General features: G+C 48.0%; 15 protein-coding genes and 1 pseudogene. 7 read left to right on the top strand and 9 right to left on the bottom strand.

Features of this window, described 5'->3' with window-relative positions; genetic code table 11:
* Positions 1 to 10: 10 nt before the first annotated feature.
* The 7 genes and pseudogenes from J2S00_RS13015 to pckA form a co-directional block, all read right to left on the bottom strand.
* On the bottom strand, positions 11 to 724 hold the full coding sequence (locus tag J2S00_RS13015) for a GerAB/ArcD/ProY family transporter (RefSeq protein WP_307340470.1): 714 nt from the start codon (positions 722 to 724) through the stop codon (positions 11 to 13).
* Positions 702 to 1,103, bottom strand: coding sequence for a GerAB/ArcD/ProY family transporter (locus J2S00_RS13010; protein ID WP_307340469.1), 402 nt, complete (start codon positions 1,101 to 1,103; stop codon positions 702 to 704). Before J2S00_RS13010 ends, J2S00_RS13015 begins: the two co-directional genes overlap by 23 nt.
* A 57-nt stretch (positions 1,104 to 1,160) precedes the next feature.
* Positions 1,161 to 2,881, bottom strand: a pseudogene (locus J2S00_RS13005) (spore germination protein).
* Positions 2,882 to 3,033: 152 nt separating this feature from the next.
* Positions 3,034 to 3,840 carry an ABC transporter permease gene (locus tag J2S00_RS13000; protein WP_307340466.1) on the bottom strand — a complete coding sequence of 269 codons (807 nt, stop codon included), beginning with the start codon at positions 3,838 to 3,840 and terminating at the stop codon, positions 3,034 to 3,036.
* Positions 3,830 to 4,603 carry an ABC transporter ATP-binding protein gene (locus tag J2S00_RS12995; RefSeq protein WP_307340463.1) on the bottom strand — a complete coding sequence of 258 codons (774 nt, stop codon included), beginning with the start codon at positions 4,601 to 4,603 and terminating at the stop codon, positions 3,830 to 3,832. Before J2S00_RS12995 ends, J2S00_RS13000 begins: the two co-directional genes overlap by 11 nt.
* 65 nt (positions 4,604 to 4,668) lie before the next feature.
* On the bottom strand, positions 4,669 to 5,664 hold the full coding sequence (locus J2S00_RS12990; RefSeq protein ID WP_307340460.1) for an ABC transporter substrate-binding protein: 996 nt from the start codon (positions 5,662 to 5,664) through the stop codon (positions 4,669 to 4,671).
* A 187-nt stretch (positions 5,665 to 5,851) separates the two neighbouring features.
* Positions 5,852 to 7,441 (bottom strand): phosphoenolpyruvate carboxykinase (ATP), encoded by a 1,590-nt coding sequence (pckA, locus tag J2S00_RS12985; protein WP_307340457.1) that lies wholly within the window; start codon positions 7,439 to 7,441, stop codon positions 5,852 to 5,854.
* 265 nt (positions 7,442 to 7,706) lie between these two features.
* Between pckA and J2S00_RS12980 the strand changes: the two genes are divergently transcribed.
* On the top strand, positions 7,707 to 9,116 hold the full coding sequence (locus tag J2S00_RS12980) for a Glu/Leu/Phe/Val family dehydrogenase (RefSeq protein WP_307340455.1): 1,410 nt from the start codon (positions 7,707 to 7,709) through the stop codon (positions 9,114 to 9,116).
* A gap of 74 nt (positions 9,117 to 9,190) precedes the next feature.
* Here the strand turns inward: J2S00_RS12980 and J2S00_RS12975 are convergent, their stop codons facing one another.
* Entirely contained in the window at positions 9,191 to 9,727 is a 537-nt protein-coding gene (locus J2S00_RS12975; RefSeq protein ID WP_307340453.1) for a gamma carbonic anhydrase, read from the bottom strand.
* Positions 9,728 to 9,835: 108 nt separating this feature from the next.
* Here J2S00_RS12975 and J2S00_RS12970 point away from each other — a divergent pair, with 108 nt between their 5' ends.
* The 6 genes from J2S00_RS12970 to J2S00_RS12945 all read left to right on the top strand — a co-directional run bounded on the left by J2S00_RS12970 (position 9,836) and on the right by J2S00_RS12945 (position 15,137).
* A complete protein-coding gene (locus tag J2S00_RS12970; RefSeq protein ID WP_307340451.1) occupies positions 9,836 to 10,921 on the top strand; it encodes a tetraprenyl-beta-curcumene synthase family protein in 1,086 nt (361 codons plus the stop codon).
* 147 nt (positions 10,922 to 11,068) lie between these two features.
* A complete protein-coding gene (locus J2S00_RS12965) occupies positions 11,069 to 11,311 on the top strand; it encodes a sulfurtransferase TusA family protein (protein WP_307340449.1) in 243 nt (80 codons plus the stop codon).
* A gap of 13 nt (positions 11,312 to 11,324) precedes the next feature.
* Positions 11,325 to 11,687, top strand: coding sequence for a DsrE family protein (locus J2S00_RS12960; RefSeq protein WP_307340447.1), 363 nt, complete (start codon positions 11,325 to 11,327; stop codon positions 11,685 to 11,687).
* Between the two features lie 11 nt (positions 11,688 to 11,698).
* Positions 11,699 to 12,415 (top strand): sulfurtransferase TusA family protein, encoded by a 717-nt coding sequence (locus J2S00_RS12955; protein WP_307340444.1) that lies wholly within the window; start codon positions 11,699 to 11,701, stop codon positions 12,413 to 12,415.
* 25 nt (positions 12,416 to 12,440) lie between these two features.
* Complete coding sequence (locus tag J2S00_RS12950) at positions 12,441 to 13,601, top strand: cobalamin-independent methionine synthase II family protein (protein WP_307340441.1); 1,161 nt, start codon at positions 12,441 to 12,443, stop codon at positions 13,599 to 13,601.
* Between the two features lie 174 nt (positions 13,602 to 13,775).
* A complete protein-coding gene (locus J2S00_RS12945) occupies positions 13,776 to 15,137 on the top strand; it encodes a YjiH family protein (protein ID WP_307340438.1) in 1,362 nt (453 codons plus the stop codon).
* 70 nt (positions 15,138 to 15,207) lie between these two features.
* On the opposite strand, the gene J2S00_RS12940 is transcribed toward J2S00_RS12945, so the two are convergent.
* Positions 15,208 to 16,089 (bottom strand): ATP-binding cassette domain-containing protein, encoded by an 882-nt coding sequence (locus tag J2S00_RS12940; protein WP_307340435.1) that lies wholly within the window; start codon positions 16,087 to 16,089, stop codon positions 15,208 to 15,210.
* Positions 16,090 to 16,107 lie beyond the last annotated feature (18 nt).

The following is a 16,107-nucleotide window of genomic DNA, read 5'->3' as shown; positions in this document are numbered from 1 at the left end:
GGGGTTGCCCTTAATTAAAGTTGCCCCTTTGGATATTTCTGCCGGTTGTTCTGATCCAGGACATTAACATAAGCAAGAAAGGTAATGGAAACAAGAAGATGAAATACGTGTAATAGAGTGTATAATGTTCAAACAATGACCGGTCCCTGGCAATATACCAACCCAATAAACCTGCTGCCAGACCACATGTCCACAAAGCGCCCCGTTCAAGCTGCTTTCCTTTTAAAAAACGGGGGGCAATCAGGTCGTAACTGAGTCTTAAATAAAAGGATGTACGGATAAAACAGCCAAAACTCATCAAAAATAAGCCGTACACATCAAACCGGTCAATAAAGCCCAGTGTCAAAATCCGTAACGTTTCCAGCGCAGGGTGGGTAAAGTTATCGGCTTGTCCCATGCCGAAAATCATGATCGTACCTGTCGTAGTGGAAAGCATCATTAAGACGTTTAAGGATATCCCGGTAATCCAGAACCCTAGGAGCCCTCTTTCACCAGGATCTTTTAGCGGTACAAGCAGCAGGAATAAGGCCTCCACCCAGATACTGCACAACATGGCCGCTCCCAGCAGAGAAGGTAAGAAGCCAAATTCAAAGACAGGCAAGATAGATCCAAACTCCTTTTCGTGCATATTCATTAAGGTAATGGAGTGGCCGGTAACCATGGCGGTAAACGCCAAGATGCCTGCTGTTTGGGCAATCATCTTAACCCCTTTTGTTTGCTGCATAAAGACAAAACAGCATCAGCCACAACACCAAAGCCGAGACAGGGGTCTCCGGTAAAAAACCGATGTTGATCATTTCGGCGAGAGCCGCAGCAGAATAACCGCTTAAAAATAAATAGTAGGCATCCAGGACAAAGATCAGCCCTGTCCCAACCGGTTTGCTCAACAGGGTAGAGGAAATGGTGGGGAAATCATACCCTGAAAACAAGAGCCGCAAGCGGTAGATGGCCCAGACAAACAAAACACCTACAGGAAAGGAGAACAGGGCAGAAATCCAGGCATCTCTGCCGGCCACATCATACAGGGGTGGCAATATGACCACGTGACCCATGATAGCCAGGGTCATAAACAACAGAAATAAAGTTTCCCATTTAGTTAGCATGACAAATCTCCTTTTCTGTTTATCAATACATGAACGCTGCTAGTCAAGAACCGCTTTCTACTTATTTAAGCGATAGGGGTTATACTGGGGTTTTTTAAAAATACTTCCTCGGCTTTGATTTATCATTCCCTTATGGGTGATGTCGGTCTGCACTGTGATGTCCACCTGTGCCTGGGCAAAAAGCTCATCCCACCTCTCCTCCATGCGGTGCCACTCATGGGGATGTCGGCGGTAAATATACTCTCCTAAACGAATGAGATCAGTCTTTAATTCTTTTTGCAACTTGGCTAGTGTGTTTTCGAGCAGTTGTTGAACGGAATGACTGATCTCGTCTTCTGCTAGCCGTATCCATTCTTCAGTTATTTCCACATCCTTGGGTACCTCAGCCAAGGTTCCTTCTATTTTGACTTCCACCCTGGCAGAAATCCGGTCCATTTCTAAGTTGGGTTGTAACGTAGACGACGTATCTTTGAGCTCTAGGGATTACTGTGGCAGTAATCTGTCCTCCCTTCACTTCATTACGTATCAACAGGAGGCCTTTTGTTTCGGCAGGATTCAGCTTGCCTACCATACGTGTCCCTTTAATGACCGCTGATCCGCTGATTTCCGTAATCTGCTCTCCTCCGGACGATGTCTTCTTGATAATGGGGATATAGGCTGTCTTGACTCTTCCTGAAATAGCATTGAACGGAACCACTTCCCTTGCTTCAGCCATATTGACGATCAACTCTGACGGAATCATTTCCCTGTGGAAATTCAGAGCTGAGACATAGACAGATGGCAAGATGACACTTACAAAAAAAGCGATCATTCGTAATAAGCGGATAAAGGATGAATAATAGGGGCGTGAACTGTAATCTTCCGGACTTTGAAATGACTGCAGGAACAAGTAGGGGGCGGCCAATACCATCGGATCACCGTCTACGATGATGATCACCCGGCCTTCCATCAAATGGGCGGCTGCCTTATCCGGCTTTTCAGTGTTACCTATCGAGGAAATATGGTATACGGATTGTCTTCAACATATTGTTCTACTTCTCCTGAACTTTCCACACTGTCTACTTTTATCTGATTGAGCCGCTTGCGCAGCAGAGAAACGATTATCGGATCAGTCAGTCCCTGAATATAAGCAAGAGCAACCGGGGTTTGGCTGATGGTGCCGAGAGTAAACAGTTCGAAACGGAGTGACGGATGGCGGATTCTCCGGCGCAACAGGGTCATATTGATCACCACTGACTCTACAAATCCTTCCCGTGATCCTCTGACAACAGTCTCTGTGTCTGGTTCGTCAATGTTACGGGTCTCAAAATCATCGACATAAAGGAGGAAACCGGTGCGCAACCCTTCAATCAGGAGCAAGGCGGCCCCGTTAAGAGTTGGTGAATTCCTTCTCTCAAATTAGTTGTTTCTTCAATTTGTCTCAGAGAGATCCTGTTCTTGATGTGGGAGAAAAGATCTTCCGAGCTCTCCTTGGCCTCTCCTTGGAGCGCTGTCAAGACACTGTCCCGGATGGCATCCTCATCGATTAAACCGTTAACAGCCACGATCAGGGCCTTACACTTTCTTCCCTTGGGTAAATTAATGTTAAAGAATCGGTAAGATATGTCGGGACTGAAACCTAATATATTTTGAATGTGATGTTTATTCTTGCTGAGATCAGTAGAAATAGCGAGCGGAGCTTGGGATGCATGATGTCCTGGCTCATCTGGCCTGATGTGGGAAGTATTGAGCCTGCTTTGTTTTCTCTTGTTTGCGATTTTGCGAATAACATTGAACATGAGCCACATTCCCTTAGTCCAGTTTCATTGGCCAGACTCTTCCTATGCCTGCTTGCCTAAATATTAACGTGCCAATAATGGGTCTTCCTTATGCATGGTCACATGGTCTTCAACAGCAGTGACATAAACGGAGGGTTTGCCTCACAGATCTGTCAGCTTACTCTATTGCCCAACAGCCGTTTTTCCAGATAATAAACCCCCTGATACATCACGGTGGCCAGACAGGCGATCATCAGTAAGCTCATCAGTACCAATGTAAAATTGAACACTTGAAAGCCGTAAATGATCAGATAGCCTAACCCTTGTTTGGCCACCAAGAATTCACCCACAATCACACCGACCCAAGCCAGCCCCACATTTACTTTCAAGGTGGATATAATCGTGGGGAAAGAAGCAGGAAAAATGACTTTTTGATACACTTGCCGCTTGTTTCCGCCAAATGTTTTGATCACCTTGATATAGTTGGGATCCACTTCTTTGAAACTGGTGTACACCACAATCGTGGTAATAATCACGGTGATGGCCAGTGCCATCGCCATAATAGACAAGAAGCCGGGTCCCAGGCCTACGATGAGCAAAGGTCCCAAAGCCACCTTGGGCATGCTGTTCAAGACGACCAGATAGGGTTCCAGCACCTTATCCAGAAAGGGAGACCACCAGATCATGGTGGCCAAGATGGTCCCGCAAATCGTGCCAAGCAAGAATCCCGCCAATGTTTCCAGAAAGGTGACGGAAACGTGGGGCCACAATGTGCCGTCTGCCATTTTTTCTAACAACAGACTCCAGATACGTGACGGCTGGCTGAAAATCAGCGGATTGATCCATTTTTGTACGGAGGCCAGCTCCCACAAAACCAGAAAGCCAATTAACAGTGCCACCTGCACCATGGTCACCTTCAGCCGTTCCTGCCATTTGGCTGTGAGATAGCGGTGGTGAATCTGTCTGGGATCAACCTTCATCTTCATCCAGCTCCTTCCAGATCATGCGGAACAAATCATAAAAGCCCTCTGCTTCCCTGGCGTCGAAGGGAAGGACCTGGCGTATGTGGTCAGGAATGATGATCTCCCTTTTGATCCGCCCCGGATTCTTATCCATGACAATAATACGGTCGCTCATGGCGATGGCCTCCCCAATATCATGGGTTACAAGTACGGCTGACTTGCCGTGCTTCTTTAAGGTCTCAAAAACCAAATCCTCCAGCTTCAGCTTGGTTTGATAATCCAAGGCGGAAAACGGCTCATCCAGGAGCAAAATATCCGGATTGGTGACCAGGGTACGCACCAAGGCCGCCCGTTGCCTCATGCCTCCTGAGAGCTGGGACGGGTAAGCGTGCTTATAGTCCCCCAGACCCAGTTCATTGAGCAGAAACTGGGCGTGTTTTTTTGTTTCATTGCCCAGCTGGCCCATCACTTCCAGACCAATCAGGACATTATCCAGGATGGTGCGCCAGGAAAACAAATAGTCGGCTTGCAACATATAACCAACCTGGCGGGAAGGGCCTTTAATTGGCTTGCCACCCAGCAGGACATGGCCTGCTGTGGGTTGCAAAATCCCAGCTAAACAGGACAAGACAGTGGTTTTGCCACAACCGCTGGGACCAACCAGGGAGACAAATTCTCCGGCTGCGATGGAGAGGCTGATATTCTCAATCGCTGTTTTAGCTTCGGATACAGTGACATAGACATGGGTTACATTTTGCATTTTAAGTAAAGGGTCTGACATAGAACTCCCCTCCCTTGAACAAAAACGGATGAAGAAAAGAGGCGGATGAAGGCCTTCATCTACCTTTATTGACCCTTCGCCCGTTCGGCAAATGTGCTGTTGACCAGCACCTCGTAGTCCACGCGTTCCTTCAGTTCCCCGGCTTCCTCGATAATATCTTGCAACAGTTCCCAGTGGGACTTCTCCAGCAGTGGATCCGGTTTAAACGACTTTTGTTCCTTGTAACGGTCGATTACTTGCACCAGAACGTCGTGATCTGTATCTTCAAAAAACGGGGCGATGACTTTGGCCACTTCCTCACTGGGCTGTTCATAAACCCATTGTTGCGCCCTGTACAAGGCATTGGTAAAGCGTTGGATCACCTCTTCATTTTTGGTGATGTAGCTTTGTTTGGCCATGTAAGATGTGTAGGGAACATGGCCGCTTTCTACTCCAAAGGAGGCCACCACATGGCCTATCCCTTCCATTTCAAAAATGGTGGCCTGGGGCTCAAACAACTGGACGAATTCTCCTGTTCCAGAGGCAAAGGCATTTGGGATATTGCCAAAATCGACATTTTGAATCAACTCCAAATCACGCTGGGGATCAATGCCATGCTTTTTCAACACATACTCACCCACCATCTGGGGCATGCCCCCTTTGCGTTGCCCGAGAAAGACGCTTCCTTTCAGGTCATCCCAGGAGAAATCCTCTATTTTTTCTCTAGAGACCAGGAACGTGCCATCCGTTTGGGTGAGCTGGGCAAAGTTAATCACCGGGTCTTCACTGCCTTGCTGGTAAACGTAGATGCTGGTTTCACTGCCGACCAGGGCAATGTCTGCCCCGTCAGACAAAAGCGTGGTCATCGTTTTGTCCCCGCCCCAGGTGGTGGTAAGCTCCACCTTGAGTCCTTCTTCTTCAAAAAAACCTTGGGTCAGAGCAACGTATTGCGGAGCATAAAAGATCGAACGGGTCACTTCTGCCACACGGACCGTTTTTATGTCTTCCTGTGCTGCGAAACATCCGCTCAAGATCACGGACAAACTGATAAACAAAATCATGGTTATGGAAAGCTTCTTCATAGCGGACACACTCCTTAGCCTAAGATCATTTTGGGGGTGATGTATTTTATTCAAAAACATAAAAATGTGTGTTAGCCCAGATCAATGTTTTTAGAAGACAGCGGGTGCAGATTAAGTAAGAGACCCCTAAAATAAAAACCTCCCAACCCATAAGGTTGAGAGGTTTGGCCAGGTGTCATGTGATCGATCAAGTGAGCCGGGGCCCGGCTTGTTTGATGGCCTGTGAAACATCGGCAAATTTCTCAAAGTTGGCGATGAATCGGTCTGCCAATTGACGGGCACTTTCATCGTAAGCCTCAGGATCAGCCCATGTGTTGCGGGGGAAGAGGACCTTTTCCGGCACATTGGGGCATGTTTTAGGAATAAACAATCCGAAAACAGGATCTTGAACGTATTCTGTTTCTTTCAGTTCTCCGTTTAAAGCGGCGGTGACCATTGCCCGGGTATAGGGCAAGTGCATCCGTTGGCCGACGCCATAGGGGCCGCCTGTCCAGCCGGTATTGACAAGGTAAACATCAGTGTCATGCTTTTCCATCTTCTCCCCAAGCATTTCCGCATAAACGTGCGGAGGCAGCGGCAGGAAGGGGGCTCCGAAACAGGTGGAGAAAGTGGCCTCCGGTTCCGTCACTCCCCGTTCGGTTCCGGCCAGCTTGCTGGTATAACCGGACAAGAAGTGATACATGGCCTGCTCTTTGCTCAGCTTGGCAATGGGAGGCAGCACCCCAAAGGCATCGGCTGTCAGGAAAATGATGGTTTTGGGATGACCGGCTACACTGGGGATGCGGGCATTGGGAATATACTCAATGGGATACGCAGCCCGCGTGTTTTCCGTGTAGCGGTTGCTGTCGTAATCGGCGATGCGTGTCTTTCGATCCACTTCCACATTTTCCAACACCGTGCCGAAGCGGATGGCGTTCCAGATCTGGGGTTCTTTCTCGGCCGAAAGATTAATGCACTTGGCATAGCAGCCCCCTTCAATATTGAAAACGCCGTCCTCGCTCCAGCCATGTTCGTCATCACCGATCAACTGACGGTCGGGATCAGCGGACAAGGTGGTTTTACCTGTGCCGGACAGCCCGAAAAACAGAGCCACATCCCCCTTGACGCCCACGTTGGCGGAGCAATGCATGGATAGCACGCCTTGCTGCGGGAGCAGGTAGTTCATCACGCTGAAAATGGATTTTTTCATTTCTCCGGCATACTCGGTGCCACCGATTAAAATGATCCGTTTTTCAAAACTGATGATGACAAACACTTCCGAGTTGGTGTCGTCGACCGCCGGATCGGCTTTAAAACCGGGGGCAGACACAATGGTAAATTGAGGTTCATGATGGTTTAACTGATCAGCTCTTGGCCGCACAAACAGCTGACGGGCAAATAAGTTATGCCAGGCATACTCGTTAATGACCCGGATCGGCAGTTGATAGCGGTCATCACAGCCGGCAAAGCCGTCAAACACAAAACGTTCTTTATCTTTCAAGTAGTTGACCACTTTGAAATACAAGCGTTCAAACACATCTTCAGCAATGGGTTGGTTGACGGGGCCCCAATGGATATGATCCCGGACAGAGGGTTCATCAACAATAAATTTATCCTTGGGGGAACGTCCGGTATATTTGCCGGTATACGTACTTAAGGCTCCGTTGGAGGTTAAGTATCCCTCATTGCGCCGCAAACTGTGTTCAATTAACCGGGCGGACGGCAGATTGCGATGGGCGTCCCCTTGAAGCAATTCAACCAAGGCTTGCGGATAACTGACAATACTCACAGACAACATCCCTTTCTTTCGTACTCGCGTATTGTGTTCACGTTATAAACCATGTATATGCTATTCTAATTTTTTTGTTTCGTAAAAAGTATAACATATTAAACTAAATGTTGTATACTATTTTTGGTTTTTTACCTCATTTTATATGGTTGCTTATAAAAAGTGACTCTTAATTATGGTTGACCAAAAAAAGCTGAAAAAATCGTTGGCAATAGAAAGTGATTTAACGGATATAAATAAAAGTAATCAACAAGTACAATAGGAGGAACAGGGAATGAGCACTCTAGAAACTCAGCGCACGATAGAAGAAGCGATCGACACCTTGGCAGGAGATGAAAGGTTTCTTCCGGAACTGAAAGGAGGCAGCCGCAAACAAAAGTTTGAGTCAGCCAAAGAAATCTTAACCACTACCGATAAAATTATTAAAAGCTATCTGCGTGTGTCACGGGATAATGGCAGGGTGGTGCGCATTCCCGCCTACCGCATCCAGCATAACAATATCGCCGGATTTTACAAGGGAGGAATCCGGTTCAGCGAAACGGTCAATGAGGAAGAAGTGGAAAACCTGGCCATTCTGATGACTTTGAAAAATGCGCTGCACCGCCTCCCTTTTGGGGGAGCCAAAGGGGGTGTGGTCATCAATCCCAAGCAGTATAGTGACAGGGAACTGTATGAAGTTTCCAAAAAGTATGTGCAGCGGTTTGCCCGGGACATTGGCCCTGAACAGGATATTCCTGCACCAGATGTAGGAACAAATGAAAAAATAATGGACTGGATGGTGGGGGAATATAAAACGATCCATCCTGGACAAAACTATTTAGGTTCTTTTACCGGCAAAAGCATTGAGAACGGGGGAGCCAAAGGAAGGCGTGAAGCAACAGGAAAAGGCACCTATTTCAGCTATTGCTGGCTGGTACACCATTGGTTAAAGCATTGGGAGGCTGTTGAACAGAACTGGCCATCATCTATTCATCGCCAACAGTTTGAGGTATTGAAAACCTTGCATGATCGTAGTAAGGAAGGAAATGCCATCCGTGTTGCCGTTCAAGGGTTTGGCAACGTGGGCAGCGTAGCCGCACTGGAAGCCGCCCAGTGCACCAGATTGAACAATCAAGTGGTGGCCGTCAGTGACCAATATGTCACTTTGTATCATGAACAGGGGCTGGATCTTAAGCGGCTCGCCCAGTTTACCGGGGGAAAAGGTACGTTGCCTAGTTCAGAAGAGGAGTTAAAAATGGCAGGGATAAAGGCCACTCTTTTGCCCCGTGAAGCGGTCTTAACCCTGGATGTGGATGTCCTGGTTCTGGCTGCGATTGAAAACCAGATCACCACTGACAATATGGATCAGGTGAAGGCGAAAGTACTTGTGGAAGGAGCCAATGCCCCTATCACTCAGGTTGCCGACTCCTTTCTGCATCAGCAAGGATGTGTGGTCATCCCGGATATTCTGGCTAACGCCGGCGGGGTGATTGTCTCTTATCTGGAATGGAAACAGGACCGGGTCACCCAGCTGTATACGGAACAGGAAGTTTTTGAAGAGATGTATGAGCATATGGCCCACACGTTCCAGCAGGTATTTGAGGCTTATGTCAGGAAGGGATTGAAGTCGATTCGCCAAACCTGTTATCTGCAGGCCGTCAAGCGGCTGGTCACCCTGCTGTACCGTCATGGTAAGTTGTATTAACACTGATCTGGGGTTGTCCCACTAAACAACCCCTCATTTGTTTGTCTTTTAATTGAATGCTGATGTTACTATGATCACGTTTGTTGTTTGTTTCTCCATTGCTGTTCCAGCTGTTTATAGTACTCTCCTTTTTCCACATAAGACTGACGGATACGCGCGAGCTCGGCGTAATCAGCTTCGTTTAACTCCCGGGCCACTTTGGCCGGTGATCCGATCACCAGTGTGCGTGGCGGTACTTTCTTACCCGGGGGAACCAGGGCACCAGCGGCCACCATTGCTTCCTCGCCAATTTCTGCACCGTCAAGCACAATGGCGCCCATGCCAATGAGTGTGCCCTGTTTGATATGACAAGCATGTAAAATGACGTTATGACCGACCGTTACTTCATCCTCAATGATAAGTGGACGGTCAGGACTCTGATGCAGGGTGCAATTGTCCTGAATGTTCACTCGGTTGCCAATGATAGTGGGAGCGACATCGCCGCGCAGCACTGTATTATACCAGATGCTTGTCTCCTCCCCAATCTTGACGTCTCCGGTAATGACCACCCCTTGGGCAATAAAAGCGGATGATGCAATTTGGGGTGTTTTTCCTTTATAAGGTAATATCATGAGACGCTAACCTCCATCCTTTTATTTTTAGTTCCATTTTAACACTTTGCTCAAAGATGAAGATAGGCTATCATAAAAGGTATGAGAAAAAAGCAAAGGAAGATTATCATGCCTAACATCGCAGCACCCCATGTTCCCGAACGTCCCATTCCACTCATGCGGGATATCTATAAAAAAATATTACCTGAGGTTCATCTGCAGCTGGATATTTGGAAACGAAAAGCGGGGCGTATGCCAGATGCTGAATTGAGACAGCAGGCACTGGCTAGCATGACAACCAAGCAGTTTCATTGCGAAGGTGGAGGTATCTATGGCTTGATAGCCAGACCGGACCGCCTGCACAGTGTGTTAAGGTTTATTGTTGCTTATCAAACGATCAGCGATTATTTAGACAACTTGTGTGACCGGAGCGTGTCCATGGACGAAGCCAACTTCAGACATTTACACCAGTCTATGATCGACGCCGTCACAGGCACCTTCACGGCTGATAACTATTACCAGCTGCAGGACAATCAGGAGGATGGCGGCTACTTGCGGGCTTTAGTCCAAACCTGTCATGAAGCGCTGCAGAATCTGCCGAATTACGATTTGTACAAAGAGAATGTACGCATTCTGTGTGAACTGTATTGTGATTTGCAAGTGTACAAGCACATTGCCTTGGATAAACGTGAGCAAGCTTTACATACCTGGTGGAACAAGCACCGGGACCGTTATCCTGAACTGGAGTGGTATGAGTTTGCAGCGGCTACCGGCTCCACATTGGGCATCTTTTACTATGTTGCTCTGGCCAGTTATGACGAAGGGACCAGGGAATTGAATGACACCGTTTTTGAGGCTTATTTTCCTTATATCCAGGGGCTGCACATTTTACTCGATTATCTGATCGACCAAAAGGAAGACAGGGAAGAAGGAGATCTTAATTTCTGCTTTTATTATCCTTCTGAGGAAGAGAAACTTCAGCGGATTGAGTGGATTTCTCGAGAAGCACGAAACAGAGCCAGCCAGCTGCCTAATGCCCCCTTTCATCTTATGATGGTGGAAGGTTTGTTGGGCATGTACTTGTCCAGTCCCAAAGTGAAGGAACAGGAGGATGTCCTTCAGATTTCCAGACGACTATTAAAGAGGCGGAAGCTGTCCACTTGGTTTTTCTTTTTGAATGCCTGGTATATCCATCGCAAAGGGCGCAAAATATAGGAGTTGGTCAAACAGGAGAGTTTTTTGCGGGGCTGTCCTAAAGGGGGTATTGACTTCTTTTAGGTGCAGCCTTTTTTTTAAGCATTATTTTTGCATTAAATTGAACAAACAAAATAAACTTAAAAGTGAAAAAGTGGAGGTGGTGAGATGACAGAGGAGATTAAAACGGATCTGGTTTATGATGCAGGACCGACAGGATGCGGAGAGTTGATTATGAATGTGTTTCGTAAAATGAAGACGCTGGATACGGGGCAAATCATCAAGGTGGTCTCTTATGACAGTGGTGCAAAGGAAGATTTGCCGGCCTGGTGCCGCCTGCAGGGACATCAATTGTTGAAGATTGAGGACAGTGGTGTCGGTCGGCATTACTGGATCAAAAAGGGAAAATAGGGAGGAAATCAATATGTCCAAAAAATTAGTTGTCAGTGTGACACATGCCCACAACGACCCCGACAAAGCGACCGTTGCTTTTGTGGTGGCCAATGCTTCGGTTGCGTCCGGACAGGAAACGGTTGTCTTTCTCAATGTGGAAGGTGCTTACTTGGCTGAACAAGGCCGGGCTGAAGATATTCACGAAGAAGGTTTTGCACCGCTCAAAGAGCTGATGGATCAGTTTATTGAAGCAGGAGGAAAGATTTGGGTGTGCAGTCCTTGTTTTAAGAAGCGTCATCTCGATGAAGACAAGTTGGTCGAAGGAGCGACAATCGTCGGGGGAGCCAAATTGGTTGAATTCTTATCCCAGGGAGCCGCTTGCATCACATATTAGGAGGGGCAGCTATGATTATGAAAGCAGACGCCATGTGTGATGGAGGAGATTTGGACTGCGGTTCGGGCCTCTTGTTAATCATCAAAAAGAACATGGACCCTTTGGCACCAGGGCAGGTGCTGGAGGTGCGCAGCCGTGAACGGAGCGTGGCTGAGGATCTGCCGGCCTGGTGCCGTATGGTTGAGCATGAATATTTGGGAGCAGAACCGGGTGTGAACTGGACCAGTTACTTCATTAAAAAAGGCGGTCAGGATGACCAGTTAGAGCAGGATTTGGAGGCTGCCCGGGGTTATCAATGGTCTGTGCGGATCCAGGGAGAAGAAGGCCTCACGGCGAAGGTTCATGCCCGGAATCACACCTTCTATGCCGGTCAGCCGGCCGACTTCGGTTCCAAGGTGGATGCCCCCAGTGCCATTGATTATCTCTTGGCTGCTTTAGGCTCTGATCTTGCTGTCGGCTTTAAAGCGATCGCCTCCAGGCAGCATATAGAGATCGATGAGCTGGAGTTGACCTTAAAAGGCGGATTGGACAATGTGCTTTATCATTTGCAACTGGAGGATGAAGGTACACCTCGCCTGAAAGCTGTGAGCGGAACCATGTATGTCTCTTCACCCGCCGAGGAAGAGGAACTGCAGGTTATTTGGGAGACCACCCTCCAGCGCTCTCCTGTATATCAAACGTTAAAAGAAGCGGTGAACCTTGATGTGGAGTTGAAAATCGTTTACTAGCCAGACGGAGAAAGGAGGGAGATGAATGAGCTTGCCTGACTATCCCACAACGGTGGTTGGCAGCTGGCCCCGCTCCAAAACATTGTTGAAGGCATTGCGTGATAAACGGGCAGGCCGCCTGACAGACGAGAGATTTCAACAGGTGGCTGATGAAGCTGTTTTGGCCTGTTTGCGCTACCAGCATGACGCCGGTGTGGATATCGTCTCAGACGGTGAGCAGCGACGGGACAATTTCGTCTCCTTTGTGGCTGAAAAGCTGGAAAACGTGAACATGTTAAGAGTGTCTGAGTTGCTGGACTATATCGAAGACAAGGCCAGTTTTGAAGAAATCCTGGGAACACTTGACGTGCCGGCCTATTCTTTAACTAATCCGGCAGCTGTGGGCCCCATCAGACGAAAGAAACCGCTAGCCCTGGATGAATATTTGTTTGTCAAACAGCATACTGACCGTCCGGTCAAGGTGGCCTTGCCTGGCCCTTACCTGCTGACACGTTCCATGTGGGTGGAAGGATTGTCCAAGAGTACCTATCCAACCAAGGAAGATCTGGCAACTGATGTGGTTCGTGTGTTACGGGAAGAGTTAAACGACTTAATTGAGGCTGGTGTCGCCTTTGTCCAACTGGATGAGCCGGTCTTGACCGAATTGGTTTTTACCCAGAAAAATGCAAACCGCACCTTCATGTGCGGGGCGTTGACAGCCAAAAAAGATGCACAGGAAGAGCTGCGTTTCGCCACCGATTTAATCAATCAGGTGACCAGTGGCTTCAGAGGACGGGGAACCCGCATTGGGGTCCATATCTGCCGGGGCAATTGGAGCACCAATGAATCCGTCCTCTTGAAAGGGCCCTACTTCCCGCTGATTCCTTATTTAGCTGAAATGCATGTCGATCAATTGATTCTGGAATATGCTACGCCCAGAGCGGGAGAGCTTGAAGCCCTTCGAGAAGTAGGAGAAAAGGAAATTGGACTGGGGGTGGTAAATCCCCGCACGGATCGGATAGAACATCCGGATGAGATTGTGGCCAAGGTCAGACAGCTGAACCGTCTGCGGCCTGATATGACTGTTTTCCTCAATCCGGATTGCGGCTTTGGCACGTTTGCCCAGAGGCCGATGAATACACCGGAGCGGGCCTTTGCAAAGTTACAGATGATGGTGGAAGCCGCCCGGCAGTTGAGAGAGACCTGATGTAAGGATGATTAAGGTGAGTGTCATAACGTGAAACAGAACATATCCAGCCGCCGTCTTGTGGACATGATAACAGGTCTAATATTAATCAATTGATCGAATACTATTTACAACAATTATTTGTAGAGATAAAATCACCATGGTATATATCAACTAGACGGAGGCATTGACGTCATGAAACTGAACAGACTAGACTTTTCACCCACCAGGGCAGACTATTTAAAATTTGCTATTCCTTCTTTGATGGGTATTGTGTTGTTTATGGTACCGTTTCGCTATGAAGGTGAAGTGACCATCTTAGTGGCTTGGCTGGCCAAATGGGCAGAAGGGCAATTTCATGCCATTCTGCCTCCTTTCATGACCCTCGTGTTTATTGCAACTGTCATTGTTACAGCAATTACCAAATGGCTCAAACCGGAAGCCATTTTAAACCGGCCGTTTTTAAAAGGATTGTTTGATGTCAGTTATTTCTGGTTTATCATGCGCATCCTGGGTGCCGTTTTTGCGGTGCTGACTCTGTATGAAATTGGTCCAGCTTTTATCTGGTCGGAAGATACAGGGGGACTTGTTCTGTCTGACCTGGTACCGGTGCTGGCTGCGATTTTTGTCTTTGCCGGGCTGTTTTTGCCCCTGCTTTTGGGATTTGGCTTGCTGGAGCTAGTTGGCGCGTTAATGACCAAAATTATGCGTCCGGTGTTTACCTTACCGGGCCGCTCCTCTATTGACTGCCTGACCTCGTGGATGGGAGACGGCACCATTGGGGTGCTATTAACCAGCAGACAATATGAGGAAGGTTATTACACGAAGCGGGAAGCAGCTGTCATTGCCACCAATTTTTCAGTGGTCTCCATCACCTTCAGTTTGGTTGTAATCAGTTTCCTTGACCTCGGTCATCTCTTTGTTCCCTTTTATCTTACCGTGACTTTGGCCGGCATTGTGGCAGCTATTGTTATGCCCCGTACTCCGCCCTTATCCCGCAAAGAGGATACCTATTATGAGCCAGTGGGCAAGCAAATTAATGAAACCATTCCCGAAGAAATTTCAGCCTTGAGATACGGGCTTTTGCAGGCCACGGCTAAAGCGGCTGAAGTGAAAAGTATAGGCGCCGTGCTTAAGCGGGGCGTCCAAAATATTTTAGAAATGTGGATCGGTGTTGTGCCCCTCGTCATGGCTTTGGGTACACTGGCCTTGATCATTGCTGAATTCACCCCGCTGTTTGTCTACCTGGGTTATCCGTTTGTGACTATTTTAAGCGTGCTGCAGGTACCGGCTGCAGCAGAAGCGGCCCAAGCCATGGTGGTCGGGTTTGCCGATATGTTTCTGCCAGCTGTCATTGGCACGGGAATTGAGGATCCCATGACCCGGTTTATCATTGCTTGTGTGTCAGTCACCCAGCTCATCTATATGTCTGAAGTGGGTGTTATCTTGCTCCGGTCCAAGCTGGGTTTAAATTTACTGGATCTGATGATTATCTTCCTGCAGCGGACGTTGATCACCCTGCCTGTCATTGTGCTGATGGCCCATTTCATTTTTTAACCTCAATATCATTTAAGAACACAGATAGCAAGGCAAGAGGCGGCCATTTCTGGGCCGCCTCCGTCGTTTGTCAGGGTGAATGTCTCTCCTGTTGTAGGTTCAACTTACGAAGAAAATAGGCATCTTCCAGGGTTGGCTTGACAGGTTGAAAGGAGGGAAAGGGATTCCGGGAAGCGATGACTCTAATGAAGAGCCCGTTCTCTGAAGGTTTAGAGCGAATGATGTGTGTGTGAGGAAGGCGTTTCAGATCATCTGCTTTAATCTTGCCCTCCCAAGCATAGAGTGAGGAGGAGAATTTCCATTGTTCAGAAGTACCATAAAACCTCACGCGCCCCTCGTCTATCCACAGCACATAGTCGCAGCATCCTTCCCATTCGTCAAGGTCATGGGTGACCACAACCGCCATTCTCCTCCGGTGATAGTGTCGCCTTAAAACCGAGATGACGCGTCTTTTTTCTATACTGTCCAGAAACGTTAAAGGCTCATCCAGGAACAAAAAATGGGGCCAGCCGATCAAGGACTGGGCAATCGCCACCCGCTGTTGATAACCCTGGGATAAGTACTTAAGCTTGTGATCTTGCACAGATTCCAGAGAAAACAGCTGGAGCAATTCTTTTGTATATGAGTGCCGGCTGGCTTGATCCAAGCCTTTTCCTTTTAACTCAGCCAAATAGGTCAATAATCTTGACACTGTCATGTTCTGGTACAGCTCAATACCTGTTGGCAAAAATCCAATCTCGGAACGGATCAGCGGCAAGGGGCAGTCAGGATCATTGGCATAAACAACATGTCCCCGGTCTGGTTCCAGAACAGTGGCCAGTATATGGAGCAGGGTTGACTTTCCTGCTCCATTTTTTCCTGCGACGAGGGTGATCCCTGGATGAAGAGTTAAGTGGTCTATGGACAATTGAAAATGGCTGAATGCTTTGTTTAAAGCTCGGATTTCAATCATGTCCGGTGCTCCTCACAT

Origin of the sequence: Caldalkalibacillus uzonensis, assembly GCF_030814135.1 — a bacterium.
GTDB lineage: Bacteria > Bacillota > Bacilli > Caldalkalibacillales > Caldalkalibacillaceae > Caldalkalibacillus > Caldalkalibacillus uzonensis.
The sequence above is the reverse complement of the archived record's forward strand: the minus strand, read 5'-3'. Positions and strand labels throughout refer to the sequence as shown.